Annotated in this window: 28 protein-coding genes; 5 read left to right on the top strand and 23 right to left on the bottom strand. The window is 71.1% G+C overall.

Annotation, left to right across the window (positions count from 1 at the left end):
* Window positions 1–16: 16 nt before the first annotated feature.
* Window positions 17–310 carry a DUF2631 domain-containing protein gene (locus ACQPZQ_RS09835; RefSeq protein WP_433294264.1) on the top strand — a complete coding sequence of 98 codons (294 nt, stop codon included), beginning with the start codon at window positions 17–19 and terminating at the stop codon, window positions 308–310.
* Window positions 311–316: 6 nt separating this feature from the next.
* A complete protein-coding gene (ligD, locus tag ACQPZQ_RS09830) occupies window positions 317–1,285 on the top strand; it encodes a non-homologous end-joining DNA ligase (protein WP_433294262.1) in 969 nt (322 codons plus the stop codon).
* A gap of 49 nt (window positions 1,286–1,334) precedes the next feature.
* Here ligD and mug read toward each other — a convergent pair whose 3' ends face one another.
* The gene (gene mug / locus ACQPZQ_RS09825; RefSeq protein WP_433294260.1) at window positions 1,335–1,895 is read right to left on the bottom strand and encodes a G/U mismatch-specific DNA glycosylase; all 561 of its coding nucleotides are present in this window, start codon (window positions 1,893–1,895) and stop codon (window positions 1,335–1,337) included.
* 95 nt (window positions 1,896–1,990) lie between these two features.
* Between mug and ACQPZQ_RS09820 the strand changes: the two genes are divergently transcribed.
* Window positions 1,991–3,598, top strand: coding sequence for a DUF222 domain-containing protein (locus ACQPZQ_RS09820; protein WP_433294258.1), 1,608 nt, complete (start codon window positions 1,991–1,993; stop codon window positions 3,596–3,598).
* A gap of 74 nt (window positions 3,599–3,672) precedes the next feature.
* Complete coding sequence (locus ACQPZQ_RS09815; RefSeq protein ID WP_433294256.1) at window positions 3,673–4,740, top strand: ATP-dependent DNA ligase; 1,068 nt, start codon at window positions 3,673–3,675, stop codon at window positions 4,738–4,740.
* A gap of 27 nt (window positions 4,741–4,767) precedes the next feature.
* Here ACQPZQ_RS09815 and ACQPZQ_RS09810 read toward each other — a convergent pair whose 3' ends face one another.
* From ACQPZQ_RS09810 to rpsB, 10 genes are all read right to left on the bottom strand, one after another.
* Window positions 4,768–5,694 carry a TIGR03619 family F420-dependent LLM class oxidoreductase gene (locus ACQPZQ_RS09810; RefSeq protein WP_433294254.1) on the bottom strand — a complete coding sequence of 309 codons (927 nt, stop codon included), beginning with the start codon at window positions 5,692–5,694 and terminating at the stop codon, window positions 4,768–4,770.
* 219 nt (window positions 5,695–5,913) lie between these two features.
* Window positions 5,914–7,020: a 23S rRNA (adenine(2503)-C(2))-methyltransferase RlmN gene (gene rlmN / locus ACQPZQ_RS09805; RefSeq protein WP_433294252.1), complete on the bottom strand. Its 1,107-nt coding sequence runs from the start codon at window positions 7,018–7,020 to the stop codon at window positions 5,914–5,916.
* Entirely contained in the window at window positions 7,017–8,156 is a 1,140-nt protein-coding gene (locus ACQPZQ_RS09800) for a hypothetical protein (RefSeq protein WP_433294250.1), read from the bottom strand. Before ACQPZQ_RS09800 ends, rlmN begins: the two co-directional genes overlap by 4 nt.
* 76 nt (window positions 8,157–8,232) lie before the next feature.
* The gene (locus tag ACQPZQ_RS09795) at window positions 8,233–8,772 is read right to left on the bottom strand and encodes a hypothetical protein (RefSeq protein ID WP_433294248.1); all 540 of its coding nucleotides are present in this window, start codon (window positions 8,770–8,772) and stop codon (window positions 8,233–8,235) included.
* 62 nt (window positions 8,773–8,834) lie between these two features.
* Complete coding sequence (locus ACQPZQ_RS09790; RefSeq protein WP_433294246.1) at window positions 8,835–9,572, bottom strand: class I SAM-dependent methyltransferase; 738 nt, start codon at window positions 9,570–9,572, stop codon at window positions 8,835–8,837.
* Window positions 9,572–10,408: a phosphatidate cytidylyltransferase gene (locus ACQPZQ_RS09785; protein ID WP_433299098.1), complete on the bottom strand. Its 837-nt coding sequence runs from the start codon at window positions 10,406–10,408 to the stop codon at window positions 9,572–9,574. Before ACQPZQ_RS09785 ends, ACQPZQ_RS09790 begins: the two co-directional genes overlap by 1 nt.
* 34 nt (window positions 10,409–10,442) lie before the next feature.
* Complete coding sequence (gene frr, locus ACQPZQ_RS09780; protein ID WP_241040025.1) at window positions 10,443–11,000, bottom strand: ribosome recycling factor; 558 nt, start codon at window positions 10,998–11,000, stop codon at window positions 10,443–10,445.
* Window positions 10,997–11,764 carry a UMP kinase gene (gene pyrH, locus ACQPZQ_RS09775; RefSeq protein WP_433294244.1) on the bottom strand — a complete coding sequence of 256 codons (768 nt, stop codon included), beginning with the start codon at window positions 11,762–11,764 and terminating at the stop codon, window positions 10,997–10,999. Before pyrH ends, frr begins: the two co-directional genes overlap by 4 nt.
* 40 nt (window positions 11,765–11,804) lie before the next feature.
* Window positions 11,805–12,620, bottom strand: coding sequence for a translation elongation factor Ts (tsf, locus tag ACQPZQ_RS09770; RefSeq protein ID WP_344725387.1), 816 nt, complete (start codon window positions 12,618–12,620; stop codon window positions 11,805–11,807).
* Window positions 12,621–12,707: 87 nt separating this feature from the next.
* The gene (gene rpsB / locus ACQPZQ_RS09765) at window positions 12,708–13,607 is read right to left on the bottom strand and encodes a 30S ribosomal protein S2 (RefSeq protein ID WP_241040022.1); all 900 of its coding nucleotides are present in this window, start codon (window positions 13,605–13,607) and stop codon (window positions 12,708–12,710) included.
* Window positions 13,608–14,579: 972 nt separating this feature from the next.
* Here rpsB and ACQPZQ_RS09760 point away from each other — a divergent pair.
* Complete coding sequence (locus ACQPZQ_RS09760; RefSeq protein ID WP_433294241.1) at window positions 14,580–14,993, top strand: M23 family metallopeptidase; 414 nt, start codon at window positions 14,580–14,582, stop codon at window positions 14,991–14,993.
* Window positions 14,994–15,011: 18 nt separating this feature from the next.
* Here ACQPZQ_RS09760 and ACQPZQ_RS09755 read toward each other — a convergent pair whose 3' ends face one another.
* The 12 genes from ACQPZQ_RS09755 to ACQPZQ_RS09700 form a co-directional block, all read right to left on the bottom strand.
* A complete protein-coding gene (locus ACQPZQ_RS09755; RefSeq protein WP_433294239.1) occupies window positions 15,012–15,902 on the bottom strand; it encodes a FliA/WhiG family RNA polymerase sigma factor in 891 nt (296 codons plus the stop codon).
* Entirely contained in the window at window positions 15,877–16,791 is a 915-nt protein-coding gene (locus tag ACQPZQ_RS09750) for a tyrosine-type recombinase/integrase (protein ID WP_433294237.1), read from the bottom strand. Before ACQPZQ_RS09750 ends, ACQPZQ_RS09755 begins: the two co-directional genes overlap by 26 nt.
* 268 nt (window positions 16,792–17,059) lie before the next feature.
* Entirely contained in the window at window positions 17,060–18,223 is a 1,164-nt protein-coding gene (dprA, locus tag ACQPZQ_RS09745) for a DNA-processing protein DprA (protein ID WP_433294235.1), read from the bottom strand.
* Entirely contained in the window at window positions 18,220–19,728 is a 1,509-nt protein-coding gene (locus ACQPZQ_RS09740) for a YifB family Mg chelatase-like AAA ATPase (RefSeq protein ID WP_433294232.1), read from the bottom strand. Before ACQPZQ_RS09740 ends, dprA begins: the two co-directional genes overlap by 4 nt.
* Complete coding sequence (locus tag ACQPZQ_RS09735) at window positions 19,728–20,084, bottom strand: YraN family protein (RefSeq protein WP_433294230.1); 357 nt, start codon at window positions 20,082–20,084, stop codon at window positions 19,728–19,730. The genes ACQPZQ_RS09740 and ACQPZQ_RS09735 overlap by 1 nt, the downstream gene beginning before the upstream one ends.
* Window positions 20,085–20,460: 376 nt before the next feature.
* A complete protein-coding gene (locus ACQPZQ_RS09730; RefSeq protein ID WP_241040015.1) occupies window positions 20,461–20,784 on the bottom strand; it encodes a DUF2469 domain-containing protein in 324 nt (107 codons plus the stop codon).
* Complete coding sequence (locus tag ACQPZQ_RS09725; RefSeq protein ID WP_433299096.1) at window positions 20,781–21,626, bottom strand: ribonuclease HII; 846 nt, start codon at window positions 21,624–21,626, stop codon at window positions 20,781–20,783. Before ACQPZQ_RS09725 ends, ACQPZQ_RS09730 begins: the two co-directional genes overlap by 4 nt.
* 122 nt (window positions 21,627–21,748) lie before the next feature.
* The gene (gene lepB / locus ACQPZQ_RS09720; RefSeq protein WP_433294227.1) at window positions 21,749–23,062 is read right to left on the bottom strand and encodes a signal peptidase I; all 1,314 of its coding nucleotides are present in this window, start codon (window positions 23,060–23,062) and stop codon (window positions 21,749–21,751) included.
* Between the two features lie 33 nt (window positions 23,063–23,095).
* On the bottom strand, window positions 23,096–23,455 hold the full coding sequence (rplS, locus tag ACQPZQ_RS09715) for a 50S ribosomal protein L19 (protein ID WP_241040014.1): 360 nt from the start codon (window positions 23,453–23,455) through the stop codon (window positions 23,096–23,098).
* Window positions 23,456–23,603: 148 nt separating this feature from the next.
* Window positions 23,604–24,350: a tRNA (guanosine(37)-N1)-methyltransferase TrmD gene (gene trmD, locus ACQPZQ_RS09710; protein ID WP_433294225.1), complete on the bottom strand. Its 747-nt coding sequence runs from the start codon at window positions 24,348–24,350 to the stop codon at window positions 23,604–23,606.
* A 22-nt stretch (window positions 24,351–24,372) separates the two neighbouring features.
* Window positions 24,373–24,936 (bottom strand): Clp protease N-terminal domain-containing protein, encoded by a 564-nt coding sequence (locus ACQPZQ_RS09705; protein WP_433294223.1) that lies wholly within the window; start codon window positions 24,934–24,936, stop codon window positions 24,373–24,375.
* 13 nt (window positions 24,937–24,949) lie between these two features.
* A complete protein-coding gene (locus tag ACQPZQ_RS09700) occupies window positions 24,950–25,165 on the bottom strand; it encodes a helix-turn-helix domain-containing protein (protein ID WP_241040012.1) in 216 nt (71 codons plus the stop codon).
* Window positions 25,166–25,192 lie beyond the last annotated feature (27 nt).

The following is a 25,192-nucleotide window of genomic DNA, read 5'->3' as shown; positions in this document are numbered from 1 at the left end:
GCCCTGTTGTGCGACGATGAGGCCCACATCCGTGGATCTGGAGGACGGCGTGGCGAGGAACTCCCGAGAGCTGGCGCAGCGGCCCGCGGTCGACCCGTTGGACGAGCCGTCGGCTGAGTGGGGCTGGCACGGCGGGTTCCCGCGTGGCTCCGTGATCGCCGGCTGGGTGTCCGTCGTGATCCTGCTGCTGCTCACTATCGGCAACCACGAGGGCAGCACCGAGGACATCTGGCTGGTCGGCGCCGCCGTCCTGATCGCGTTCGGCCTGATCCTCCACGCGATCCGCCGCCGCCACGCCTGGCGCCGCTGAGCGACGATGGCCGGTCCCGCCGTCGAGCTGGAAGTCGGTGACCGCGTCGTCCGGCTGACCAATCCGGACCGCGTCTACTTCCCGGCCCGCGGGGAGACGAAGCTCGACCTGGCCCGCTACTACATCTCCGTCTCCGACGGGATCGTGCGGGCGCTGCGGGACCGCCCGTGCATGCTCCACCGGTTCCCCACGGGCGTCACCGGCGAGAAGGTGCACCAGAAGCGGCTCCCCAAGGGCGCGCCCGACTGGGTCCGCACCGTTCGCGTTCACTTCCCCCGCTGGAACCGGCACGCCGACGAGCTGTGCGTCCAGCACCCGGCCGACGTGGTGTGGGCCGTGCAGATGTCCACGGTGGAGTTCCACCCGTGGAACAGCCGCGCCACCGACACCGAGAAGCCCGACGAGTGGCGCATCGACCTCGACCCGATGCCCGAGGCGTCCTACGACGACGTGCGACGGGTCGCGTACGTCGCCCACGAGGTGCTCGACGAGCTCGGCGCCACCGGTTGGCCGAAGACGTCGGGCGGCAAAGGCATGCACGTCTACGTGCGGATCGCGCCGGACCACGGCTTCTTCGACGTCCGCCGGGCCGCGCACGCGTTCGCCCGCGAGGTGGCCCGTCGCTGCGATCTCGTCGATCTGACGTGGTGGCGCAAGGACCGCGACCCCAAGTCGATCTTCGTCGACTACAACCAGAACGCCCGCGACCACACCATCCGCAGCGCCTACTCCGTACGCGGGGTGCCCGAGGCGGTCGTCTCCACGCCGATCCGGTGGGACGAGGTGGGCGAAGCCAACCCACAGGACTTCACCATCGCCACGGTGCCTGTACGCTACGCCGAGCTCGGTGACCTGCACGCCGGTATCGACGACGCCGTCTTCCTCATCGACGAACTCCTGGAGTGGGCCGACCGCGACGCCCGCGACGGAGCTGCCGAACCGCCGACCGAGGACGTCCAGGACCTGGACGCCTGACCACCGGACGCCGCCGGCGGCGCAGCTCCGGACGGCCTCCAGCGCAAGGTCAGGAGTCGGCCGCCACCTCTCGCAGCCGGCCGTACTCCTCCACCATCGCCGCGAGCGACCAGTGCGCGTTCAGGCCACTCGGGTTGGGCAGCACCCAGATCCGCGTGTCCCCCAGCCGCTCGTCCTGCGGGCCGACCACGGCGCGCGGGACGTCGAACGCAGCCCGGTAGGCCGTCACTCCGACCACTGCGAGCCATCGGGGCCGATGCTGTTCCACCAGCTCGTGCAGCCGCTCCCCGCCCGCTACCATCTCGGCCACCGTGAGCTCGTCGGCACGTGCCGTGGCCCGCGGGGCCATGTTGGTGATGCCCAGCCCGAGCCCGCGCAGCTCGCCCTGCTCAGCCGGCAGCAACAGCCGCGGCGTGAAGCCGGATCCGTGCAGGACCGGCCAGAACCGGTTGCCGGGTCGGGCGAAGTGGTGGCCGGTGGCCGCCGACACGAGACCGGGATTGATTCCACAGAACAGCACGCGCAGGGGCGGATCGTCGGGCCCGGGCAGCACGTCCTCGAGGGTGCGATCGCGCGCCGCCTCCAACTCGGCCCGGGTCAGACGGGGCACACGAGTGCCTTCGCGGGAGCGGTCATCCTTCGATGATCCCCCTGTTGTTTCCAAAAGCCGGTGGTGGGTGACGAGGTTGGCGTAAAGTCGAACACATGTTCGAAGATGCCGGAGTGCCTCCCCTCGTGGAGGAGCACGCGGTGTCCAACAACCGGGAGGATGACCAGCGCTGGTCACCCACAGGTCCGCCGGACGCGCTCGACGAGCCGTCAGGCTGGGGGGCGCCGGAGCCTGCCCCTGCACATGAGCAACCGTCGGGTTGGGCGGCGTTCGAGCTGGACGCCGACACCACCGACCCGTCGCGACTCTCGGACGCACAGCTGATCGACGCCATGATCGGCTGCGAACGCACCGCCGCGTGGGCCGAGGCCCGTCAGGCCCGCCTGATGGCGGAGTTCGCGAAGCGCCGCCCGTCCGACGACCCCACGCCGGCGGGCTCCGACCGGCTCTCCGTCACCAGCCCGTTCGCACCCGACGAGGTCGGCCTCGCCTTGCAGCTGTCACGAGGGAGCGCCAACGCCCGGATCGCCCGCTCCCTCGAGCTCGTCCACCGCCTGCCCGAGACGTTGCAGGCCTGGGAGAGCGGGCAAATCGACGAACGCCGCGTCACCTCAATCTGTGACGCCGTCCGCCACCTGTCCGCCGAGAAGGCGCAGGCCGTGCAGCAGCGGGTCCTCGCCCGCGCGTCCAAGCAGACACCGGCCCAGCTCCGGGCGGCGCTCAACCGGGCGGTGCTGAGTGTCGATCCCGACGGCGGGGCTGAGCGGCACCGCAGAGCCCGTTGCGACCGGCGGGTTGCCGTCGGCGACGAGAAGGACGGGATGGCGTCGCTCTGGGCCCTGCTGTCCGCGCCCGACGCACGCTCGGCCTACCAGTGGCTCTCGCGCCTCGCCCGCGGGATCGGCGCCGACGACCCTCGTGGCATGAACGCCCGCCGGGCCGACCTCCTCGTCGACCTGCTCACCGGCAAACTCACCTACGCGGCCGCCACACCCGAGACGTCCTCTTCCGACGAGCCGACCCGGCACCGCGACCATGTCGAGCAGACCGAAGCAGCCGACGGCGAAGGTAACGGCAGCGTCTCGACCGCCAGCGATGATTACGGCGCGAACGATGGAGCCGACTTTGTGCCCCCGCGCCCGGTGAGCCCCGGCAAGCCCCTGGTCCAGGTGATCATGCCGTTGTCCACCCTGATGGGCGCCGACGACCAGCCCTGCGAGTTGGTCGGCCACGGCGCCATCCCCGCCGACCTCGCGCGCGAGATCGCCATCGACGCCGTACTGAAACGCCTGGTCTACGACCCGCTCTCGGGAGCCCTGCTCGATCACGGCCGCACCACATACCGGCCACCGGCCGCCCTCGCCGACTTCGTCCGCGCCCGTGACGTCTACTGCCGCTCACCGATCTGCAGGCGCCGGGCCATCGACGCCGAGCTCGACCACATCGTCCCTCACCCCAAGGGCCCCACCAGCGCCGACAACATGGCCGCCTGCTGCGCACACGACCACCGCATGAAGCACGCCCCCGGCTGGCAGGTCCGTGCCCACGACGACGGTGGGATCGAGTGGATCACTCCGACCGGGCACAGCTACCTCAGCCACCGCTACGACTACCGCCCCGACCAACAGACTTCGCCACCGCCACCAACCACCGGGGAACCTCCTCCCCCGCAGGAAGCCCACCACCCCGATCCGCCACCCTGACGCGCACCCACCCAGACGACGGTCAATGCGTCCGCAGGCTCGACCGCGGCGCCGGCAGTCGCCAGACTGGCCGCGTGCACCTACCTGTGATGCCGCCCGTAGCGCCGATGCTGGCGAAGCCCATCGGCGATATCCCTGCAGGTCAGCTGTACGAGCCGAAATGGGACGGCTTCCGGTCGATCATCTTCCGGGACGGCGACGAGGTGGAGATCGGCAGCCGCAACGAACGCCCGATGACCCGCTACTTCCCCGAGATCGTCGAGGCCGTTCTCGCGGAGTTCCCCGAGCGTGCCGTCGTCGACGGGGAGATCGTGGTCGCCGACACCGCGCGCAACACCCTCGACTTCGAGGCGCTCCAGCAGCGGATCCATCCGGCCGCGAGCCGCGTCAAGCTGTTGTCCGAGCAGACACCCGCCAGTTTCATCGCGTTCGACCTGCTCGCCCTCGGCGACGACGATCTCACCGAGCAGCCGCTGGAAGACCGCCGTGCCGCACTCGAACGCGCCTTCGCCAACGCGGCACCGCCCGTCCATCTGACACCCGTCACCCGGGATCTGGACACCGCGCGGAAGTGGTTCGAGCAGTTCGAGGGCGCCGGCCTGGACGGACTCATCGCGAAGAAGCTCGATCTGCGGTACCAGCCCGACAAGCGCGTGATGAGCAAGATCAAGCACGAGCGCACCGCCGACTGCGTCGTGGCCGGCTACCGGGTGCACAAGTCCGGCCCCGATGCGCTCGGCTCGTTGCTCCTCGGCCTGTTCGACGACCGCGGCGTGCTCAACTCCGTCGGTGTGGTCGGCGCGTTCCCGATGGCGACGCGACGATCGCTGTTCACCGAGCTGCAGCCGCTGGTGACCACGTTCGACGAGCATCCCTGGAACTGGGCAGCGCACGAGCAGGGCGAACGGACGCCCCGCAAGAACGAGACCAGCCGCTGGAACGCCGGCAAGGACCTGTCGTTCGTCCCGCTGCGCCCGGAGCGAGTCGTGGAGGTCCGCTACGACTACATGGAGGGCGACCGGTTCCGTCACACCGCACAGTTCGTGCGCTGGCGGCCGGACCGTGATCCGGAGTCGTGCACCTACGACCAGCTCGAACGGCCGGTCCGCTTCAACCTCGCCGACGTCCTCACCAGCGGCTGAGAACGTCGGCGAGGTCTCCGGGCGTCCTCAGACGCGAGCCGCGGTCACCCGCTCCTTGATCTCCAGGGCCCTGTCGACCATCCACGAGGTGCCCTGGAAGGGCTCGTTCTGGGAGAGGTCGAGGAACAGCTCGTCGGCTCCGAGCCGGGCCGTCTCGACGATGTCCTCGACCACCTGGTCCACGCTGCCGACCATCGGCCGGCGCTCGCCGCTGATCGGCTGGTCGCTGAGCTCGACGTTCGCTCTGATCACGCACTCCATCGCCGAGACGTCCCGGCCGTAACCCGTCGCCTTCTCCCGGATCTGGTCCCAGAGCCGGGCGGTCGTCGCCACAGGAATGGCGGCGGGCGTCCAGCCGTCGGCGCGGCGAGCCACCTTGTCCAACGCCTTCTCGCCGTGGCCGGATGCGATCACCGGGAGCTTCGACACCGGCTTCGGCCCGACAAATGCGCCGTCGATCGTGATCCGCGCACCCTTGTACTCGACGGGGTCGGCTCCCCAGACCGCCTCGAACACGTCGAACGTCTCGTCGAGCAGTCGGTTGCGGTCGGCGAATGGAACTCCGACCGCATCGAAGTCGGAGTGGGCCCAGCCCGATCCGATGCCGGCGACGACCCGGCCGCCACTGATCTGGTCGATGGTGGCCAGTGCCGCCGCGAGCTGAGCCGGATGGTGCAGGGCCGGCACGAGGACGCTGCTGCCGATCCGTACCCGCTCGGTCACCGCAGCGGCGGCCGCCATGGCGGTCAGCGGTTCGCACATCCCCCTGTAGGCCTCGGGCCACGGCAGGCCGGGGATGCCGTACAGCCCCTCGGAGCCAGGGGCGGCATAGGTCGGTCGCTCCCCTACCCACACGCTGTCGAAGCCCTGCTCCTCCGCGAGTCTCGCGACTTTGACCACGTCGCGCCGCAGGTCCACCCCGTAGCGCTGGGGAAGGGCAAGCCCGAGCTTCATGCTCATCTCCTCTTCTGTCGGCTCTGGCAGCCGGCCCGTCGCCAGGGCAGTCGGAGACCGGAACGTCACGGCTCTCCGCTACGTCGTATTTGACGTGTCAACTACCACTGTCGAGCCAAGCAGCGACGAGATTCGGGGTCAAGGAAGGTGCTCGCTATGCCCAGTTCGTCCCGCCAACCGGACGTCGATCGCCCGTCGAACGGCCGTGAGGTCTGGGGCTCAGGCCTGCGACGCGGCGAGCTGACCGCAGGCAGCCGCGATCTCCCGGCCCCGTGTGTCGCGCACCGTGCACGCAACCCCCGCCGCCTGCACCCGCGCGACGAACTCGTCCTGCACCCGCCGCGGCGAGGCATCCCATTGGCTGCCCGGGGTGGGGTTCAGCGGGATGAGGTTCACGTGAACACGCTTCGTGCCGACCTGCTGGCGCAGCAGCGTGCCGAGGAGGTCGGCCCGCCACGGCTGGTCGTTGACGTCGCGGATCAGGGCGTACTCGATCGACACCCGGCGTCCGGTGGCCTGGGCGTAACGGCGCGCGGCCGCGAGCACCTCGCTCACCTTCCAGCGGTTGTTGACGGGCACGAGCGTGTCGCGCAGCTCGTCATCCGGCGTGTGGAGCGACACCGCGAGGGTGACGGGCAGACCTTCGGCTGCCAGCTTGTCGATCGCCGGAACCAGCCCGACAGTGGAGACGGTGACGCCGCGCGCGGAGATGCCCAGCCCGTCCGGCGACGGCTCGGTGATCCGCCGCACCGCGGCGACCACTCGCTTGTAGTTGGCCAGCGGCTCACCCATCCCCATGAACACCACGTTGGAGAGCCGGGCGGGACGGCCCAGCGCGCCGTCGCGGGCGGCGGCCGCGGCCTGCCGGACCTGCTCGACGATCTCGCCGGTGGACAGGTTGCGCTGCAGCCCGCCCTGCCCTGTGGCGCAGAACGGGCAGGCCATGCCGCAGCCCGCCTGACTGGACACACACACGGTGGCGCGGTCCGGGTAGCCCATCAGGACCGACTCGGCGCGAGTGCCGTCGTGGCCCTTCCACAGCGTCTTGCGCGTGGCGCCGTCGTCGCACGACTGCTCGAGGACGGGCGTGACGAGCGGTGGGAGCAACGCACGGAGGGTGTCGCGAGCGCCGGCCGGGAGGTCGGTCATGGCGTCGAGGTCGGCGGTGAAGCGGCCGAAGTAATGCCGGGCCAACTGGTCGGCGCGGAAGGCGGGCAGGCCGAGCTCACCGGCCACGCCCCGCCGGTCGGCGGGGTCGAGGTCGGCGAGATGGCGCGGCGGGGTGGCACGCTTGGGCGCGTCGAACACCAGAGGCAGGGCAGTCATGACCCGTCGATTGTGCCAGGCCGGGCCATGTCGTCCCGTCGGCGAAGGGCATAGGCCAGAACGGCAGCGCCGAGCGCGGGCCCCCAGACGGGGAACGGGAAGTAGAGCAGCATCTCAGGCATCCCGCTCGTGACCGCCATGACCGAGACCGGAAGAGCGGCCACGGTGAACAGGGTCGCCACCAGTGTGCCCGGCACGACGGCCGCGGCCACCGGGACGGGCCGTCCCCGCAGCACCGGCAGCCAGCGGGGCCAGACCTCGCCCCAGCCGGCGACGAGTCCGGTGGTGAGCACCGCGCCGGCCAGAGCGGCCAGGCCGAGCAGCAGTCCGTGCAGCCTGATCTCGGGATGGGCAGCCAGTTCCGCGACGTCGCCGCCCACCGGCCACGGGGTCAGCCACGTGAGCCGGACCAAGCCGTAAGGCAGCGCACAGACCGTGGCGATCACCACCGCCACCCTTCCCCAGCGCGCTGCGGCGGCGGGCCGCATCCATGCGGGAGCCGGGCGGTCAACCCGCACCCGCAGCAGCGTGTGCGTGCCGAACAGGCCCCAGGCCAGGCCGCCGACCAGGAAGAACAGCAACACGGCCGGCGGTCCCGCCCGCTCCGCACTGGTCGTGATGACGTCCAGGTAGCGCAGGAGTACGGCTCCGTCCGCGAGCCCGGAGAACCAGGCCAGCGCCACCACCAGCAGGAGAACACCAACCGCCCAGGGGCCGCCGCGCCACCGCCGGGCCCCGGCGAGCACCGCGCTGAACAGCACGGGTGGCCCGAGCATCGCCATCGCATAGCCGACGAGGGTGAGCGGTTGGATCCCGGGAACGACCAAGCCGAACACCACGGCGAACACCGCAGCGGTCCCCACGACGATGACCGTCGTGGGCCGTGCCTGCTGCCGCTGAGCGGCGAGCCACGCGACCACCGTCCCCCACGCCCCCGCCGCGACGAGCAGGGGTGGCATCGCGGGAGCGGGCAGCACACCCAGCAGGGTGCCGAATGTGGCCGGATCGCCCGGGGCGAAGGGGTAGCGCTGCGGCTGCCACAGCCACCAGAGGCCGAGGCAGATCGCCAGTACCGACCAGATCAGGGCCGGGACGGAAGAGGGAGCAGTGCGTGTGCGTTCACGCGCGATGACCATGCCGGAGACGATCCGCCGATCACGCTGCCGTGGCCTCCCAGCTGCGAGGGAACCCGATCCCCCGTGGGAGGGAGAGTCAGTGCCGGACGCGCTGCCGCGCCTCGTCGAGCAGACCAGTGCGGTACGCGCCCGCCAGCCAGAGGATCCCGCCCGCGACCAACCCGACCAGCCCCTGCGGATACATGTTCCCCGCGGAGTCCAGGGCGAGCAGCGCGCCCACCGCTCCGAGCACCATCAACCCGCCCCCGGCGGCGAGGAAGACCCGTTCGTCCAGCTGCGACGACAGGAGTATCAGGGCCACGCCCACCATCGCGCACGCGATGGGGATCGTGAGCTCGCCGAGGCCGAAGTAACCCAGCACCGTGCCGGCCACCGCCACCAGCGCCACAGTGATGCCGAGCAGTCGGAGGAACCGTCCGCGGCCGCGTGGAGGCAGCGGGACGCCGGTCCCGTACCGCTTCTTCAGGGCGACGATCAGGCCGGCGGTGACGCCCAGGCCCCCCGCCAGCACGACAGTGCCCACGCCGGCGTCGAGCGCCGCCGCACCGATCGTCCACCATGCCCCGCCGGCGATCGGCTCGACGTAGGGCACGTAGGGCTCCGCGGATCCGCGCATGGCTCCACGGTATCCAGAGCGGGCCGCATCGTGTCGGCGACCACCCTCAGCGACCGGGCCACTCACGCCTGCGATATGGCTACTTTGCGGCGCACGTGGACGCGGTACCCGACGGGCACCGTGAGCCCGACGGTCTCGGCCACGGCACGCTCGGCCACCGCGCGGGAGAACTCGATCCGCAGCACCGCCACACATGAGGCGCGGTCGGGAAAGCGCCAGGTGGTCGGTACCCGACGCAGGCTGAAGCCCTGTTTCTCGAAGAAGCGCTCGACGCGCGCCGGGTCGTAGCGGGGGATGTCGGCGCGCATCCAGCGGCCGTAAGGCTCCACAGTCGCATCCAGGTCGACGATGGCGATTGCCCCACCCGGACGCAGCACGCGCTGCGCTTCCGCCAACCCGGGCTCACATCCAGGACCGAAGAAGTACGCGGTGCGCGCGTGCACGAGGTCGACACTCGCATCCGGCAGCGGAAGCGCGGCGGCGCCCGCCTGCAGGACCCGTGCACGCGTCCCGACACGGCGGCGTGCGCGCTCGACCAGGGGCAGATGCGGCTCGACGCCCGTCACCGACGCCGCCTCCGCAGCGAAAACCGGGAGGTGAAATCCGTCGCCGCAGCCCACATCGAGCACCTCCAACCCGGCCCACGGCGTGAGCTCACGCAGAACCGTCCACACGGCACCGTCGGCGTCCTGTGCGCGGTTCTCCTGCTCGTAGACCTCGGGCCAGTTCCAGATGTTGGGGCTCGGGATCAGCGGGTCCGCGCCTGCGGCGGCAGCCACGGCAGCGCGCAGCGACCGCATCACTGCACGGGCACGACGATGCTGAGCAGCAACCAGGCCACGACGGCTGTGGGGAGCAGCGAGTCCAGCCGGTCCATCAGTCCACCGTGGCCGGGCAACAACGTGCCCATGTCCTTGATCCCGAGATCGCGCTTGATCATCGACTCGACGAGATCGCCCAGCGTGGCGCTGACCACCAGCAATGCTCCCGTGAGCGCTCCCCACCACCAGGCCCCACCGAGCAGGAAGTGGACGGACAGCGCTCCCGCGAGCATGCCGGCCACTTGCGATCCGGCGAAGCCCTCCCACGACTTCTTCGGGCTGATCATCGGCGCCATCGGATGCCGGCCGAGGAAGACCCCCGCCGCGTAGCCACCGATGTCGGACGCCACGCCGCAGATGAGGAACGTGAGAACGCGGCCGAGACCGTCGTCAGCCACCACCATGAGCGTGGCGAAGGAACAGAACAGCGGCACGTAGGCGGCCGTGAACATCCCGGCCGTGACGTCACGGACGTAGTGCACCGCCCCGGTGCGCATCCGCCAGATCAGCATCGCAAGTGCCGTGAGCACGAACGAGATGGCCAGGCCGCGCAGCCCGAACGGCCACGACAGCCACACCATCGCCTGCCCGCCGACGAGCAGCACCGTGATCGGCACCTCGATGCCTGCGCCACGACGCAACGCACCAGCGAGTTCCCAGGTGCCCACCGCCGTGGCCACGGCGAGGACGCCGATGAAGAAGTGTCGCTGGAACAGCAGTGAGGAAAGGATCACCACGCCCAACGCGACGCCGACAGCGATGGCCGCCGCGAGGTCGCGTCCTGCGCGGGAAGGCCGGCTGGCCGAGGGGACCATGGCCGTGGCGTGAGAGGAGGAGGCCGTCACCGGGTCAGACTTCGAGGAGTTCCGCTTCTTTGTGCTTCACCAGATCGTCGACCTGATGGACGTACCGGTCCGTGGTGGCCTGTAGCTCCTTCTCGGCGCGCCCGACCTCGTCCTCACCCGCGTCGCCATCGCGCACGATCCGGTGCAGCTCGTCCATCGCCTTGCGACGGATACTGCGGATCGTCACACGCGCATCCTCGCCCTTGCCACGTGCGACCTTGACCATCTCGCGGCGGCGTTCCTCGGATAGCTGAGGAATGACCACGCGAATGATCTGGCCGTCGTTGCTGGGGTTGAGCCCGAGGTCGGAGTCGCGGATGGCCTTCTCCAGCGCCTTCAGCTGACCGGCGTCGTACGGCTTGATGACGGCCATGCGCGCCTCCGGGACGTTGATGGAGGCGAGCTGGTTGATCGGCGTCATCGTGCCGTAGTAGTCGACGGCGACTCGCGAGAACATGTTCGGCGTTGCCCGACCGGTGCGGACGCTCGCGAGGTCGTCCTTGGCCACCGAGACGGCGCGTTCCATCTTCTCCTCGGCGTCGAAGAGCGTCTCGTCTATCACGGCTGCTCCTGCGGGTAGTCGGGCGTGCTGACCAGCGTGCCGATCCTCTCACCCCGCACCGCTCGGGCAATGTTGCCCTCCACCAGCAGGTTGAACACGATGATCGGCATCTTGTTGTCCATGCACAGGCTGAACGCAGTGGCATCAGCCACCGCCAGCCCCTGCTCCAGCACTTCACGGTGGGTGATCTCGTCGAACAGCTTCGCGCTGGGGTCGACCTTCGGGTCGGCGGTGAACACACCGTCGACGCTCTTGGCGAGCAGCAGCACCTCCGCCCCGATCTCCAGCGCGCGCTGTGCACCCGCTGTGTCGGTGGAGAAGTAGGGCATGCCCACCCCGGCGCCGAAGATCACGACGCGGCCCTTCTCCAGGTGCCGGATCGCGCGGCGCGGGATGTAGGCCTCCGCGACCTGGCCCATCGTGATGGCCGTCTGCACCCTGGTGTCGACGTGGTGCTCACGCTCCAGGAAGTCCTGCAGCGCCAGACAGTTCATCACGGTGCCGAGCATGCCGATGTAGTCGGCGCGCGCACGGTCCATACCCCGCTGCTGCAGCTCGGAGCCGCGGAAGAAATTGCCGCCGCCGATCACCACCGCGACCTGGGCCCCGGTGGCGACCACCTCGGCGATCTGGCGGGCAACCGTCTCGACCACTCTCGGGTCGACACCGACGGACCCGCCGCCGAACATCTCGCCGCCGAGCTTGAGCAGCACGCGGCGGAAGCCGGGGTGGGCGCCGTCGGCGCCGGTCCGAAGGTCGGTCATGACTTCCCGTCACTCATCTCGGATCGGAGCAGCCGGCCTGTCAGGCCTGGCCGACCTCGAAGCGGACGAACTCCTTGACCGTGACGCCCGCTGCGTCGAGCAGCGCCTTCACGCTCTTCTTGGAGTCCTGGACGGACGGCTGCTCGAGCAGGACGACGTCCTTGTAGAAGCCGTTGATCCGGCCCTCGACGATGCGGGGCAGGACCTGCTCGGGCTTGCCCTCCTCGCGAGCGGTGGCCTCGGCGATGCGCCGCTCGTTCTCGAGCACGTCGCCGGGGACCTCGTCGCGGGTGGTGTACTGCGGCCGAGCGGCGGCGATGTGCATCGCGACCCCCCGGGCGGCGTCGTCGTCGGCCCCCTCGTAGGAGACCAGCGCGCCGATGGCCGGCGGCAGGTCGGAGGCCCGCCGGTGCAGGTACAGGGCGACCGGCCCGTCTACGTGGATGTAGCGCTTGAGCTCGAGCTTCTCGCCGATGCGGGCGGACAGCGCCAGCACGGCCTCCTCGACGGTGCTCCCGTCGAGCGGAGCCTTCTTCAGCGCGTCGAGGTCGGCAGGCTGCTGGTCGACCGCGACCCGCAGGATCTTGTCGGCGAGCGCCTGGAAGTCGGGGCTCTTCGCCACGAAGTCGGTCTCGCAGTCGAGCTCGACCATCGTGCCGCCCTCGGCCGCGACGAGGCCGTTGGCGGTGTCGCGCCCGGCGCGCTTGCCGACGTCCTTCGCGCCCTTGATGCGGAGCAGCTCGACGGCCTTCTCGAGGTCGCCCTCGGACTCCTCAAGGGCCTTCTTGCAGTCCATCATCCCGGAACCGGTGAGGTCCCTGAGCTTCTTGACGTCGACGGCGGTGTAGTTCGCCATTTCGGTGCCTCTGGTCCGTTTCTCTTCAGGCTGTCGGGACGAGCGACGTTCGGGGCCGGTACCACCGGCCCCGAACGGGGAGCGGGATCAGCCCGCGGTCTGCTGCGTGCCGTTGCTGGTGGTGGCCGGCGCGGGCTCGGAAGCAGGGTTGGGCGACTCGCTCGCGGGACCGCTGGCCGTGAGGCTGGCCCCGTCGGAACCGGCGCCGTTGGTGAGCAGGTTCTGCTCCCACTCGGCCAGCGGCTCGTCGGTGGCGACACCGGCCTCCGGCTTGTCCTCGCCGTCTCCCCGGCTGCGGGCCGCACGCGCCATGAGCCCGTCGGCAGCAGCGCGCGCGATCACCTTGGTGAGCAGCGCGGCCGACCGGATGGCGTCGTCGTTGCCCGGGATCGGGAAGTCGACCTCGTCGGGGTCGCAGTTGGTGTCCAGGATGGAGACGACCGGGATGCCCAGCTTGCGAGCCTCGCCGACGGCGATGTGCTCCTTCTTGGTGTCGACGATCCAGACCGCGCTCGGGACCTTGGTCATGTCCCGGATACCGCCGAGCGTCTTCTCGAGCTTGGTCTTCTCGCGGGTGAGCATGAGGATCTCCTTCTTGGTGCGACCCTCGAAGCCCCCCGTCTGCTCCATCGACTCCAGCTCCTTCATCCGCTGAAGGCGCTTGTGCACGGTCTGGAAGTTGGTGAGCATCCCGCCAAGCCAGCGCTGGTTGACGTACGGCATGTTCACGCGGCCCGCCTCGTCGGCGATGGCCTCCTGCGCCTGCTTCTTCGTGCCGACGAACATGATCGTGCCGCCGTGGGCAACGGTCTCGCGGACGAACTCGTAGGCCCGGTCGATGTACGACAGGGTCTGCTGCAGGTCGATGATGTAGATGCCGTTGCGCTCGGTGAGGATGTAGCGCTTCATCTTCGGGTTCCAGCGCCGGGTCTGGTGCCCGAAGTGCACACCCGAGTCCAGCAACTGCTTCATGGTGACGACGGCCACGGCCGGTGTTCACCTCTCAGTCGGGCGTGGCCGCTCAGCGGCCACGCGCGCGGTTTCGCGGAGCGCCGGTTGGCGGCACCGCCCTGGCGTCGCGCCGGTGGCCGGACCCACATGGAGCTGCGCGGGACCGCCCGTCCACCGTTTCCGCCGGAGGGCCTGAAACGGCCGAACCGGGCAGGGCACGCGAGCGCGCGAAGTCACCCCTGACAGCAGTCGGGGTGCACGAGAAGTGTACGCCGAGGCGGGGAGGCCCCTCTCCTCGCATCCCTCGGTTGTCCACATCCGCACTCGGCCATCCACAACGCGGACGAAGGCGGTGTCCACCGCAGGCCACGGGGTCAGGCTGGGGCGGTGACCGAGGAGCGACGGCGGGCGGCATCCAGGGTGCCAACGCGGCCCGGGCGCCCGGTGCGTACGGGGCGGATTGCCGCACTCGCGTGGGCCCTGACCTCGGCGCTCAGTGCGGGCGTGATCGTGGCCGCCGGCGGTCCATCCAGCGAAGCCGCCCACCTCGCCCCGTACCGGGCCGCCGCCTATGACCCCGCCGGTCACGACGTAGGGCGTGCGTATCGGACGGGAGCGCCGGGACGCCCCGCACCGGACTCATCGCTCGGCCTCAATCCGGCTGCCGCACTCGCTGCTCACCATCCACCGGCCCGTGTCGCCGCGCCCCCGACCACCGTCGGCGGCGCAGCGATCAGCGCCACAACCCGCTCCACCGCATCCCCACCCGCAACCGGCCCGGCGCCTCCCCCGGACGTGGCTGATGTCCCTCCATCCGGTGCTTCGATTCCGCCGGCCGGAGCCGGCTCCGCCGCGCCTCCGCCTGCAGCCGACATTCCTGCCCCTCCACCCAGCACCGGGGTCACAGCCCCGAGGACCGGCTTCACCGCGCCTCCGCCTGCAGCCGACATTCCGGCTCCTCCACCCGGCGCCGGGGTCACCGCGCCGGGAGCCGGCTACGCGTGGCCGATGCTCCCCGCGCCGGCGGTCGTCACGCCGTTCCGGGCGCCCAGCCACACCTACGGGCCGGGGCACCGGGGCGTGGATCTCGGCGGAGCGCCGGGCGTGCCGGTTCTCGCCGCGCGAGCCGGCACGGTCGTGTTCGCGGGGCCGGTCGGCGGCCGAGACCTCGTGTCCGTGCTCCACGACGACGGCCTGCGCACCACCTACGAGCCGGTGCAACCCGTGGTCGAGACCGGGGCCGTGATCCGGGCGGGCGAGGTCATCGGGCTCCTGCAACCCGGGCACGCGGGCTGCGTGGCGCAGTCGTGCCTGCACTGGGGCGTCCGGCGGGATCGCAACGAGTACCTCGATCCCCTCGTACTGCTCCGGCCGCCGCGGGTGCGCCTGCTGCCCGTGCCGATCCCGTGGCCGGATGGCTGAGCGTGAGCGGTCCCGGCGTCAGCCTGCGGCGAGCTCCTCGAGCCGGCCCCTCAGCCGTCCCACCAACCGCGAATGCAGCTGACACACCCGAGACTCGGTCACACCGAGCAGCGTGCCGATCTCGGCCAGCGTCCGGTTCTCGAGGTAGTAGAGCCGCACCACCGTGCGGTCGCGTTCGCCGAGCTGCCCGACCGCCACCGAGAGCTGCCGCAACGTCTCATGGGCCTGCACGATCGCCATGGGGTCGGGGGCACTCTCGTCAGCGAGCAGCTCCGACACGCCGCCGCTGCTCTCCTCCAGCGCCTCCACGCTGATCACCTGCACCTGCCGCGTGAACGAGCGCAGCTCGTCCACGGCCACACCCAGCTCGTCGGCCAGCTCCCGCTCGGTCGCCGCGCGGAGCAGGCGCCCTTCCAACCGCTCCTGGGCCCGCTCGAGCTCACGGACGCGCCCACGCACGCTGCGAGGCACCCAGTCCTGCGCCCTGAGCTCGTCGAAGATCGCGCCGCGGATGCGTTGGCCGGCATAGCTCTCGAACCGCGGGCAGCGCTGCGGGTCGAACCGCTCGATGGCGTCGATCAGCCCGAAGATTCCGCACTGCACCAGGTCGGCGTGTTCGACGTAGGACGGCAGCCCGGCAGCCACCCGGTTGGCCACCGAACGGACTAGTGGCGTGTAGTGCACCACCAGTCGGTCGCGGAGCGCACGCGTCGGCTGCTCCAGATAAGCGGCCCAGACGTCATCGACCGGTGACGGCTCCACCGCTCGAACGGCGGCGTCAGCGGGCTCCAGAGCCTCCGCATGTTCGGGCGGAGGCTCCACTGTTGCCATGACGACCGGCGGTCCCACGGCTCTGAGCTGCGCCGACTGGACCAGGACACGGTCACGCCCTGGGATGCGCCTGCTCATGAACCACCTTCAACCGCTCGACGGTGACGTGCGTGTAGAGCTGAGTGGTTGCTAGCTTAGCGTGACCGAGCAACTCCTGTACGTAGCGGAGGTCCGCGCCGCGCTCCAACATGTGAGTTGCTGCGGCATGCCGCAGTCCGTGCGGTCCGACGTCCGGTGCGCCCGGAACTGCGGAGAGCGCCTGGTGGACGACACCACGGGCCACTCGCGGATCCAGTCGGCCTCCGCGGACCCCCAGAAGCAGGGCAGGCGGCGACCCGCTGCGCACCAGCGCCGGGCGGCCGGTGGCGAGCCACCGTCGAAGTGCGTCCTCTGCCGGCACTCCGTAAACGACCGTGCGCTCGCGATCGCCCTTGCCCACCACACGCAGGGCCCGCCGACCGGCGTCGATGTCGTCGAGGTCGAGGCCGCACAGCTCGGCGACACGGACCCCCGTGGCGTAGAGCAGTTCGAGGACCAGCAGATCCCGCAGTGCGACGGGCTCTCCCTCCGCGGCGCCCGAACCGGCGGCATCGAGCAGCGCGGTGGCCTCCGCCACCGTGGGCACGGCGGGCAGCGCGGAATTCGGCCGCGGGGACGCCAAGCGTGCTCCGGGATCGGTGGGGATCCGGCCGGTACGCCGGGCCCACGCGGTGAAGGTGCGGGCGGCCGCCGCCCGCCGGGCCAGGGTGGAGCGACCCGCCCCTGCGGCGTGTCCGGCAGCAAGCCAGCGGCGAAGCACCGGGAGGTCGAGATCCCGGAGATCCGCGATGCCGACAAGCAGACCGCTGAGGTCAGAGCGGTACGCCCGCACCGTGTGTGGCGAGCGGCCGCGTTCCAGCGCGAGATGTCGCAGGAACTCCTCAAGAGCCGCCGCGACACCGGAAGTGAGCTCCCCCGACGAGGTCACAGATCGACGGTGGGCGGCGGAACGCTCCTGGTCAAGCCCTACGGCGAATGCATACCGTACGCAGTTCGATCATGTGCGTCCTGAGGGCGCCACTCGCCGCTTTCAGCCATCGTCGCGCCACCTCCGGCCCCGATGCCGGAACGTTCGGCGGACGACCGAACTGCACTGAGCGGAGGGTGTCGGTGAGCCCGCGGGCGGCCCTGCCCGCAGCCGGGCACTGGCGTGCACCCGGCGCCCCACATCGTCGAGCCAGACGACGCAGCACGGTTCAGAGCTGTTCGCCGCGAGGACGACGCCATCGGCCGTCGCAGTGCTCCACGAGACCTCGGCGCTCCAGGTCGACGAGGGCGACACGCACTGCCCCGATCGGCACTCCCGCCTCCATCGCGAGCCACCGTGTGTCGCGGTGGGCCCGGGCCGGTAGCGCGTCATGCACCACGGCCGCGACGGGATCGAGACCGTCGGTCGGTCGCGAGACGCTCGAATCGAGTGGGTCGGCCAGGTCGAGCCCGAGCCGACCGACCGCCTCCAGCACTTCCTCGGTGCGCGTGACGAGAAGCGCTCCCTCCCGGAGGAGGCGGTGGCAGCCCGCCGAGAGCCCCGACGTGACGGGCCCCGGCACCGCCATCACCAGCCTGCCCAGGGCCGAGGCGTCGGCAGCGGTGCGCTGTGCGCCGCTGCGCAACCCTGCCTCCACCACGACCGTGCCCGCAGCCATACCCGCGATCAGCCGGTTGCGTACGAGGAACCGGTGGCGCCCAGGAACCGACCCTGGCGGGTACTCGCTGACGACGAGCCCGCTCGTCGCGATCCGCTCCAGCAGCATCTGGTGCGCCGCCGGGTAAGCGCGGTCGACGCCGCACGCAAGGACCGCGACCGTCGGCCCTTCGACGGCGAGCGCGCCACGGTGAGCCGCGCCGTCGACCCCGATCGCGGCACCGGAGACGACGGTGAATCCGCGGTCGGCCAGGCCCGCCGAGAAATCCCCAGCTACGTGGGCGCCGTAGCTGGTGGCCGCGCGTGCGCCCACCACTGCGACGGCCTGCTCGCAGAGCCCGGCGAGCAGGCCGGGACCACGGACCCACAACGCCAGAGGCGGTGCGAGCTCGCGCTGCCCGGTGAGGGCGAACGCCGCGAACGGCCACTGTGGCCACTCGGTGTGTTCGGGCGTGATCAGCCGGGCGCCGACGGCCGCAGCAGCGTCGAGATCGGCCGCCGCCCGCCGGACGACCCGCCGGGCGCCCGTCTCCCCCGCCACCGCCTCGCTGACCCGCCCGTCCTGGACCCGCTGCGCCGCCTCCACGGGACCGACCTCGGCGACGAACCCCGCGAGCGCGACGGCGGGGGCCTCGGCCACCCGCGAGAGGTAAGCCCTGGCGAGCAGCACGTCCTCCGCGACCTGGGGCGCGCTCGCGGACATCTGCCCGGTCATGCAGCCCTCCGATCGCGGAAGAAGAGGGCGGTCTCCACGAGCTCCCGATCCGGACGGTCCCGGCCGGCCAGGTCGGCGAGAGTCCAGGCCACCCGCAACGCGCGGTCGGCGCCGCGGGCGGTGAGCTCGCCCGCGCGCAGCCCTGCATCCAGGGGCCGGACGGCGCCGCGGGGCAAGGCGAACCGGGTGCGCAGCACCGGACCCGGGACCTCGGCGTTGGTGAGCCAGCCCTGTCCGGCCCAGCGCTCAGCCGCCGCGGCACGGGCGGCCAGGACCCTCTCCCGGACCGTGGCCGTGCTCTCGGCGAGGCCGGACGCGTCGGAGAGCGCGGTGACCGGGAACATCCTGGCCCGAAGGTCCACCCGATCGAGCAGGGGGCCGGACAGCCGCCCCAGGTAGCGCCGGCGGACCAGGGAGGAGCACACGCAGTCGCGGTCGTGGGCGGGAGCGCACGGGCAGGGGTTGGCAGCGAGCAGGAGCTGGAAGCGCGCCGGGTACTGGACGGTGCCGTCGGCCCGGGCGAGCCGTACCTCGCCTTCCTCCAGCGGGGTGCGCAGGGCGTCGAGCATCTGAGCGCCCCATTCCGGAGCCTCGTCCATGAACAGCACGCCGCGGTGGGCGAGCGACACCGCGCCGGGGCGGGCCAGGCCGCTGCCGCCTCCCAGCAGCGAGGCCATCGAGCTCGAGTGGTGGGGCGCCACCATCGGCGGCACGGTGCTGAGCCCGCTTCCGGGCGGGAGCTTTCCTGCCACCGACCGCACTGCGGCGAGTGCGAGCGCCTCGTCGGGGCCGAGCCGCGGGAGCAGCCCGACGAACCGCTGCGCGAGCATCGTCTTGCCAGTGCCCGGCGGGCCCACCAGCAGGACGTGGTGGCCGCCCGCTGCCGCGATCTCCAGCGCGTGCCGGGCGTCGTCCTGCCCGACGACGTCGGCGAGGTCGGGCGGCTCAGGACCCTCGTGGCCCGAGACCGGAACGGCGACAGGCAGGTCGTACTCGCCCCTCAGGAAAGCCAGCACCTCGGCGAGGCTGTGTGCCCCGTGCACCTCGATGCCCTCGACCAGCGCAGCCTCCGGCAGAGCGGCGGCCGGTACCACCACCCGCCGCATCCCGGCGGTCCGCGCGGCCAGCAGGCACGGCAGCACCCCGCGCACCGGACGCAGCCTGCCGTCGAGGGCCAGCTCGCCGAGCAGCACCGTGCCGTCGAGCGAGCGCTGGCCGACCACCTCGGACGTGCAGAGGATGCAACACGCGAGCGCGAGATCGAACCCGGAGCCGGCCTTGCGGAGCGTGGCGGGCGAGAGCGCGAGCAGGATGCGTTCGTTGGGCCACGTGCACCCGGAGTTGACGATGGCGGCCCGCACCCGGTCCTTGGACTCGTGCAGCGCCGCGTCCGGCAGGCCCAGCAGGTGGACCCCTGGCAGGCCGCCGCCGACGTCGGCCTCGATCTCGACGACGTGGCCCTCCACGCCGAGCAAGGTGACCGACCAGGCGCGCGCGAGCCCCATCAGAACGCCGCCTCGTAGTGGCGCACGGTGACGGGCTTGCCCGGCTCGGCGACGACCGCGAGCACGTCGAACCGGATCTCGCACCACCGCACCTGGTGGGCGGCGAGCCAGGCCTGGGTGACCCGCCGGATGCGGGCTGCTTTGCGCCGGTCGACGGCTTCCGCGGGCTCGCCGAACCGGACACCCGAGCGCGTCTTGACCTCGCAGACCACCAACCGGTCGGCATCGGTGGCGACCAGATCGAGCTCCCCGTGCCGGCACCGCCAGTTGCGGGACAGGACCACAAGACCCCGTTGCTCCAGGTACGTCGCCGCGAGGTCCTCGCCGTGGCGACCGAGCACGTCCTTCGCTGCCATGCCGACAACGATCGACGTCCGGCGTGTGCCGGGACAGCCGGTTCTCGCAACTGTGGACAGTTCGGGGGCGATGGGGACAACCCCGCCTACGGCGCTCGGCGAACGCCGATGCCGTCAGGAGGTTCGTGTAGGAGCCGCGAACTCGGCGTACCCGATGTGGACAACGGGTCGGTTGCCGATGCGCTCACGAAATCCACATCGGAACGTGCGAATGAGAGTCGCGCGCATCATTCTGGACGCACGGGCGCAGAGCGGCGTCAATCGGTGAATAGAAGAGATCGGGACCTACCGGCCGCTCTCGCGGCGGACGGTCCCCCGAGCTCACCCGCACCGAGTGGCGTGCTCGAACACCGGTGCAATAAGACGAAAACCGATGTCAGGAACCGAACTGGTCGCCGCCGGGTAGCCGCAGGTCCGGCTTGTCCAGCTCCTCGACGTTGACGTCCTTGAAGGTGAGAACCCGGACGTGTTTCACGAACCGAGCCGGCCGGTACATGTCCCATACCCACGCGTCGGACATGCGGACCTCGAAGTAGATCTCGCCGTCGGCGTTGCGTGCGGCGACATCCACCGAATTGGCGAGGTAGAACCGCCGCTCCGTCTCAACGACATAGGAGAACTGGGCCACGATGTCCCGGTACTCCTTGTAGAGCGTGAGCTCCATCTCGGTCTCGTACTTTTCGAGATCCTCGGCGCTCACGGTTCCATCCCTCCCTCTGCCCCCACCTCGGTCGACCCGACGGTGACTGTCCCATTGTGGACCAGAGCCGTGGGAAGCCCGACAGCGGCAGCGGTCTCGAGTGCGGCGACGTCGTCATCGTCCTCGATTGCGGTCCCGACGACACCGCCGCCGACGCCGACCGGAATACCGACGTCCCCACGGGCCGCCCGCACATTGACGAAGGAGAAGCGGTGCACCCGGCTCGGCCCGTGCTCCGTCAGCGCGGCGTCGTGCACCGTCGTGCAGTAGCCCTTGTGCTCGGCGAAGCCGTACTCCGGGAACTCCTCGTGCAAGGCGACCATGATCCTGTCCCGGGTCACCTTGGCCAGCACGGACGCCGCCGCGACGCACGCTGCCACCTGGTCGCCCTTGGGCACCGCGAGCGCGGGGCTGCCGAAGCCACGCACCGCGAACCCGTCCGTCAGAACGTATCCGGGACGATCGGCCAGCCCCGCCACGGCGCGGCGCATGCCCTCGATGTTGGCGACGTGCACACCCCGCCGGTCCACCTCCTCGGGCGGGATCACGACCACGGCGCTGTCCTGCGCCCAGCGCGTGATCAGCGCGTAGTACTCCTCGCGCGCGGCGGGTGTGAGCAGCTTCGAGTCGGTCAGGCCGTCGAGCCGCTTGGCGTCACCGGGCCGGAGGACGCAGGCCGCGACGACGAGCGGGCCGGCGCACGCACCGCGACCGGCCTCGTCGACCCCGGCCACCGGACCGAGGCCGTGGCGCTGCAGCGTGGATTGCAAGGTCCAACTGCCCGCGGAACGCCGTACGACGGCACGGGCGGGGCGGAGCTCGGGAGGAAGCGTCGGCCGCATCGGGCGGCGGGCCGGCGTACGACGAGGAGCAGGGCGTGCGGGCATCAGATGAGCAGTCTCCACCGGGCGGGCAGGGCGGGACGACACGGGTCCGATGGTCGGGCTCCGAGTCTCGGCGGCGATCAGGAGCGGGGGCGACCCGGGAGGAAACCCCATAGCTCCGGATCCTGCCGATACAACCTGCGCCGCCACACCGCGAGCGGGAGTGTGCCCAACAACCCGAGGCCGAGGGGTGCACCGGCCGGCGCTGCGGGCGCCGGCATACCGACTGCGGTGGACTGCGGGTCGATGGAGGAGATCCAGCCGAAGCGCGAGACGGGTAGCACGATCACCCGTGCTTGGCCGATCACGTTCGCCACCGGGACGGGCCCGTGGTCGGGCACCCGCGAGTCGGCGGAGTTGTTGCGGCTGTCGCCCATCATCCACAGCTGGCCCTCGGGCACCGTGACCGGCCCGAACGGGCTCTGCTTCGGCGGCCCGGCCGCAGGCAGGTAGTAGATGTAGGGCTCGGTGAGCGGTTCGCCGTCGACCATCACCCGGTTCCGCGAGTCGCAGCACGAGACCGTCTGGCCCCCGACCGCGATGACGCGCTTCACGAAGTCCTTCTCGTCGGGCGGCGCGAGTCCGATGAGCGAACCCAGCCCCTGCAGAGCCCTGGTCAGCGGGTTCGTCGGCTCCTGTACGTTGATCTCGCTGCTCCAGCTGTCCGGGCCGCGGAACACCACGACGTCGCCCGGGGCCGGGTTGGAGAACCGATAGGTGATCTTGTCGACGAGCACGCGGTCGTTGTTGCAGCCGGTGCAGCCGTGCAGCGTGGTCTCCATCGAGCCCGACGGGATCACGTAGACCTTGGCGACGAACGTCTGGATCAGGAACGTCAGCACCAGCGCTACCACGATGAGCAGCGGCAGTTCCTTCCAGAACGCCGGTCGCCTGCGGCGACCGCCGCGCTTCCTGCCCCCGCCTTGTGTGGACTGGTCGTCGTCGCGCGGGGGTGGAGCTGCGCCTGCCCGGCGGCGGTGCCGACCGGGAACCTCGGGGTTCTGGTCGGATGCGTCGTCGATCAGGCCGCGGTGGATGACGGTCGTCTCGTCGTCGGCGGGATCGCGCCGCCTCGGGGGCGGGGGACGTTCCGGAACCCGCTGACCGTTGACAGGTGGGCCGGCCGGGCGACGCGGAGGCGAGTAGGAACCTCCGGGCGCGCCTCCGTGCACAGGCGCTCCGTTGTACGTGCCTCCGCGCTGCGGAGGGGCCCCGTAGCCCGGGGGCTGACCTCCTGTGGCCGGCCCGGCAGGCGAGCCGTCGTAGGGCCCCGCATACGGCCCGCCCGGTGACGCGGGACGCTGCCCCTGGGATCGCCCGGGCGCCGGCTGGTCCGCCGGCGGGTAGCGCCGGGGCGGGGCCCGCCGGTCGTCGGGGAGCTCGGGTAGGGCCACGTCCACGAGGCTACGTCAACCTGACCGCGACAGTCAGGACGCGGACGGAGTCTCGCGCTTCTCCTTGATCTTCGCGGCCTTGCCGCGGAGCTCGCGGAGGTAGTAGAGCTTCGCCCGGCGGACGTCACCGCGGGTGAAGACCTCGATCTTGTCGAGGTTCGGCGAGTGCACCGGGAAGGTGCGCTCCACGCCGACACCGAACGACACCTTGCGGACCGTGAAGGTCTCCCGCGACCCGGCTCCCTGGCGGCGGATGACGACGCCCTGGAACACCTGAATGCGGGATCGAGTGCCCTCGACGACCTTCACGTGCACCTTGAGCGTGTCACCCGGCCGGAAGGCGGGGATGTCGGAGCGCAGCTGCTGTGCGTCCAGGGCGTCCAGGGTGTTCATCGCGAAGATCCGTCCTCGGTCCGTGATAGCGGTCGTGCGGGGGCGCCCTTCCAATCGTCGAGGATCGGTGGCGCCGACTGGTCCGACGCACGTGCGTCTGACGCTGGCAACCCGTCCATAGTGCCAGACGCGATCGGGTGCAGTGAAATCACCCGCCCCTCAGGTGGGTGAGAAACTCTCGGTCCGCGTTGTCGAGCGCGTCGTCGGGCATGGCGGCGAGCAGATCCGGGCGCCGCTGCGCCGTGCGTTCGAGAGCACGATCACGCCGCCAGCGTGCGATCGCGGCGTGGTTGCCGCTGCGCAGCACCTCGGGGACGGTGAGCCCGCGCCAGGTCACCGGCCGCGTGTAGGCCGGCCCTTCGAGGAGGCCGTCGGAGAAGGAGTCCTGCTGCGCCGAGGCCGGGTTGCCGAGCACGCCGGGCATCAGCCGCACCACCGCCTCGACCATCACGAGCACGGCCGCCTCACCGCCGACGAGCACGTAGTCGCCGATGCTCACCTCGTCGACGGGCATCCTGGTCGCCGCCTCGTCCATCACCCGCTGGTCGATCCCCTCGTACCGGCCACAGGCGAACACCAGGCGCGGCTCGGTGGCCCAGGCCTCGGCCGTGGCCTGGGTGAACGGCCTGCCCGCCGGCGTGGGCACCACCAGACGCGCCGGGCCGTTCTGCGCCAGCACGTCGTCGAGCGCCTGCCCCCACACCTGCGGGCGCATCACCATCCCGGGCCCGCCGCCGTAGGGGGAGTCGTCGACGGCCTGGTGGACGTCGCGCGTCCAGCTTCGTAGGTCGTGCACCGCAAGCTCGACGAGGCCCGCCGCGATTGCCCGGCCCAGGAGCGCCTCCCGCAGCGGGGCGAGGTAGGCGGGAAAGATGGTGACGACGTCGATCCGCACCGGGGCACCGTACGCGGGACGGTCAGCCGGCCTGCCGGCCGCGGACCAGCTCGTCCACGATCACGCGCGTGGCGTCGAGGCCGACTCCGTGCGACGCGAGGATCCGCTGCGCCGCTCCGGTCTCCGAATGGAGCATCCCCAGCAGGATGTGCTCGGTCCCGATGAAGTTGTGCTTCAACCGCAGCGCCTCGCGCAGGGCCAGCTCCAGCACCTTCTTCGCCGCGCGGTCGAACGGGAGGTGACCGCGCGGGGCGCGTCCGCGTGCAGCCCGGGTGCGTTCCAATGCGCCTGGCCCGAAGGCCTCCTCGACCTGGCGGCGCACCTCGTCGAGGTCGATGCCGAGGGTGGCGAGCGCCTCGGCGTCCGGAGGAGGGCTTCCGTCCGGCCGTAGTCGGCCGATCTCCGCATCCACCACGGCACCGTCGACGCCCAGGGACTTCAGGATCACGGCAGCCGGGTTGGGCCGCCCCACGACCATCGCGGCCAGCAGGTGCTCGCTCCGAATGGAGTCCGCCGCCCTGTCGCGTGCCTGCTCCTGCGCGGATACCACCACCGAGCGTGCCTCGTGACTGAAACGTTCGAACATCTCCCCGCTCCCCTCAGAACCCGAACCGGCGGTACTTCTTGTGCACTGCCTGCCTGCTCACCCGCAGCACCTCGGCGATCTGCTGCCAGGACCACCCCTGCGCACGCGCGTTGGTGACCTGGAGCTCTTCCAATGACTCGAGCAGCACCCGCAGGGACGCCACTGCCGCCAGGCCGACCGCCGGGTCCCTGCTCGACGCGGCTGCCGCCACTTTCGTCGCATCCGTCATGTCGTCAACCTATGTTGACAGCGAGGC

Source organism: Pseudonocardia sp. CA-142604 (genome assembly GCF_050948475.1).
GTDB lineage: Bacteria > Actinomycetota > Actinomycetes > Mycobacteriales > Pseudonocardiaceae > Pseudonocardia > Pseudonocardia alaniniphila.
Note: the sequence above shows the minus strand (reverse complement) of the source record. Positions and strands in the feature narration are given on the sequence as shown.

What these genes read in the sequence shown, in the direction of transcription:
- ACQPZQ_RS09835 (WP_433294264.1), top strand. Translation starts at nt 17, where the DNA reads ATGAGGCCCACATCCGTGGATCTGGAGGACGGCGTGGCGAGGAACTCC.
- ligD (WP_433294262.1), top strand. Translation starts at nt 317, where the DNA reads ATGGCCGGTCCCGCCGTCGAGCTGGAAGTCGGTGACCGCGTCGTCCGG.
- ACQPZQ_RS09820 (WP_433294258.1), top strand. Translation starts at nt 1,991, where the DNA reads ATGTTCGAAGATGCCGGAGTGCCTCCCCTCGTGGAGGAGCACGCGGTG.
- ACQPZQ_RS09810 (WP_433294254.1), bottom strand. Translation starts at nt 5,694, where the DNA reads ATGAAGCTCGGGCTTGCCCTTCCCCAGCGCTACGGGGTGGACCTGCGG.
- rlmN (WP_433294252.1), bottom strand. Translation starts at nt 7,020, where the DNA reads ATGACTGCCCTGCCTCTGGTGTTCGACGCGCCCAAGCGTGCCACCCCG.
- ACQPZQ_RS09800 (WP_433294250.1), bottom strand. Translation starts at nt 8,156, where the DNA reads ATGGTCATCGCGCGTGAACGCACACGCACTGCTCCCTCTTCCGTCCCG.
- ACQPZQ_RS09795 (WP_433294248.1), bottom strand. Translation starts at nt 8,772, where the DNA reads ATGCGCGGATCCGCGGAGCCCTACGTGCCCTACGTCGAGCCGATCGCC.
- ACQPZQ_RS09790 (WP_433294246.1), bottom strand. Translation starts at nt 9,572, where the DNA reads ATGCGGTCGCTGCGCGCTGCCGTGGCTGCCGCCGCAGGCGCGGACCCG.
- ACQPZQ_RS09785 (WP_433299098.1), bottom strand. Translation starts at nt 10,408, where the DNA reads ATGGTCCCCTCGGCCAGCCGGCCTTCCCGCGCAGGACGCGACCTCGCG.
- pyrH (WP_433294244.1), bottom strand. Translation starts at nt 11,764, where the DNA reads ATGACCGACCTTCGGACCGGCGCCGACGGCGCCCACCCCGGCTTCCGC.
- tsf (WP_344725387.1), bottom strand. Translation starts at nt 12,620, where the DNA reads ATGGCGAACTACACCGCCGTCGACGTCAAGAAGCTCAGGGACCTCACC.
- ACQPZQ_RS09760 (WP_433294241.1), top strand. Translation starts at nt 14,580, where the DNA reads ATGCTCCCCGCGCCGGCGGTCGTCACGCCGTTCCGGGCGCCCAGCCAC.
- ACQPZQ_RS09755 (WP_433294239.1), bottom strand. Translation starts at nt 15,902, where the DNA reads ATGAGCAGGCGCATCCCAGGGCGTGACCGTGTCCTGGTCCAGTCGGCG.
- dprA (WP_433294235.1), bottom strand. Translation starts at nt 18,223, where the DNA reads ATGACCGGGCAGATGTCCGCGAGCGCGCCCCAGGTCGCGGAGGACGTG.
- ACQPZQ_RS09740 (WP_433294232.1), bottom strand. Translation starts at nt 19,728, where the DNA reads ATGGGGCTCGCGCGCGCCTGGTCGGTCACCTTGCTCGGCGTGGAGGGC.
- ACQPZQ_RS09735 (WP_433294230.1), bottom strand. Translation starts at nt 20,084, where the DNA reads ATGGCAGCGAAGGACGTGCTCGGTCGCCACGGCGAGGACCTCGCGGCG.
- ACQPZQ_RS09725 (WP_433299096.1), bottom strand. Translation starts at nt 21,626, where the DNA reads ATGCGGCCGACGCTTCCTCCCGAGCTCCGCCCCGCCCGTGCCGTCGTA.
- rplS (WP_241040014.1), bottom strand. Translation starts at nt 23,455, where the DNA reads ATGAACACCCTGGACGCCCTGGACGCACAGCAGCTGCGCTCCGACATC.
- ACQPZQ_RS09705 (WP_433294223.1), bottom strand. Translation starts at nt 24,936, where the DNA reads ATGTTCGAACGTTTCAGTCACGAGGCACGCTCGGTGGTGGTATCCGCG.
- ACQPZQ_RS09700 (WP_241040012.1), bottom strand. Translation starts at nt 25,165, where the DNA reads ATGACGGATGCGACGAAAGTGGCGGCAGCCGCGTCGAGCAGGGACCCG.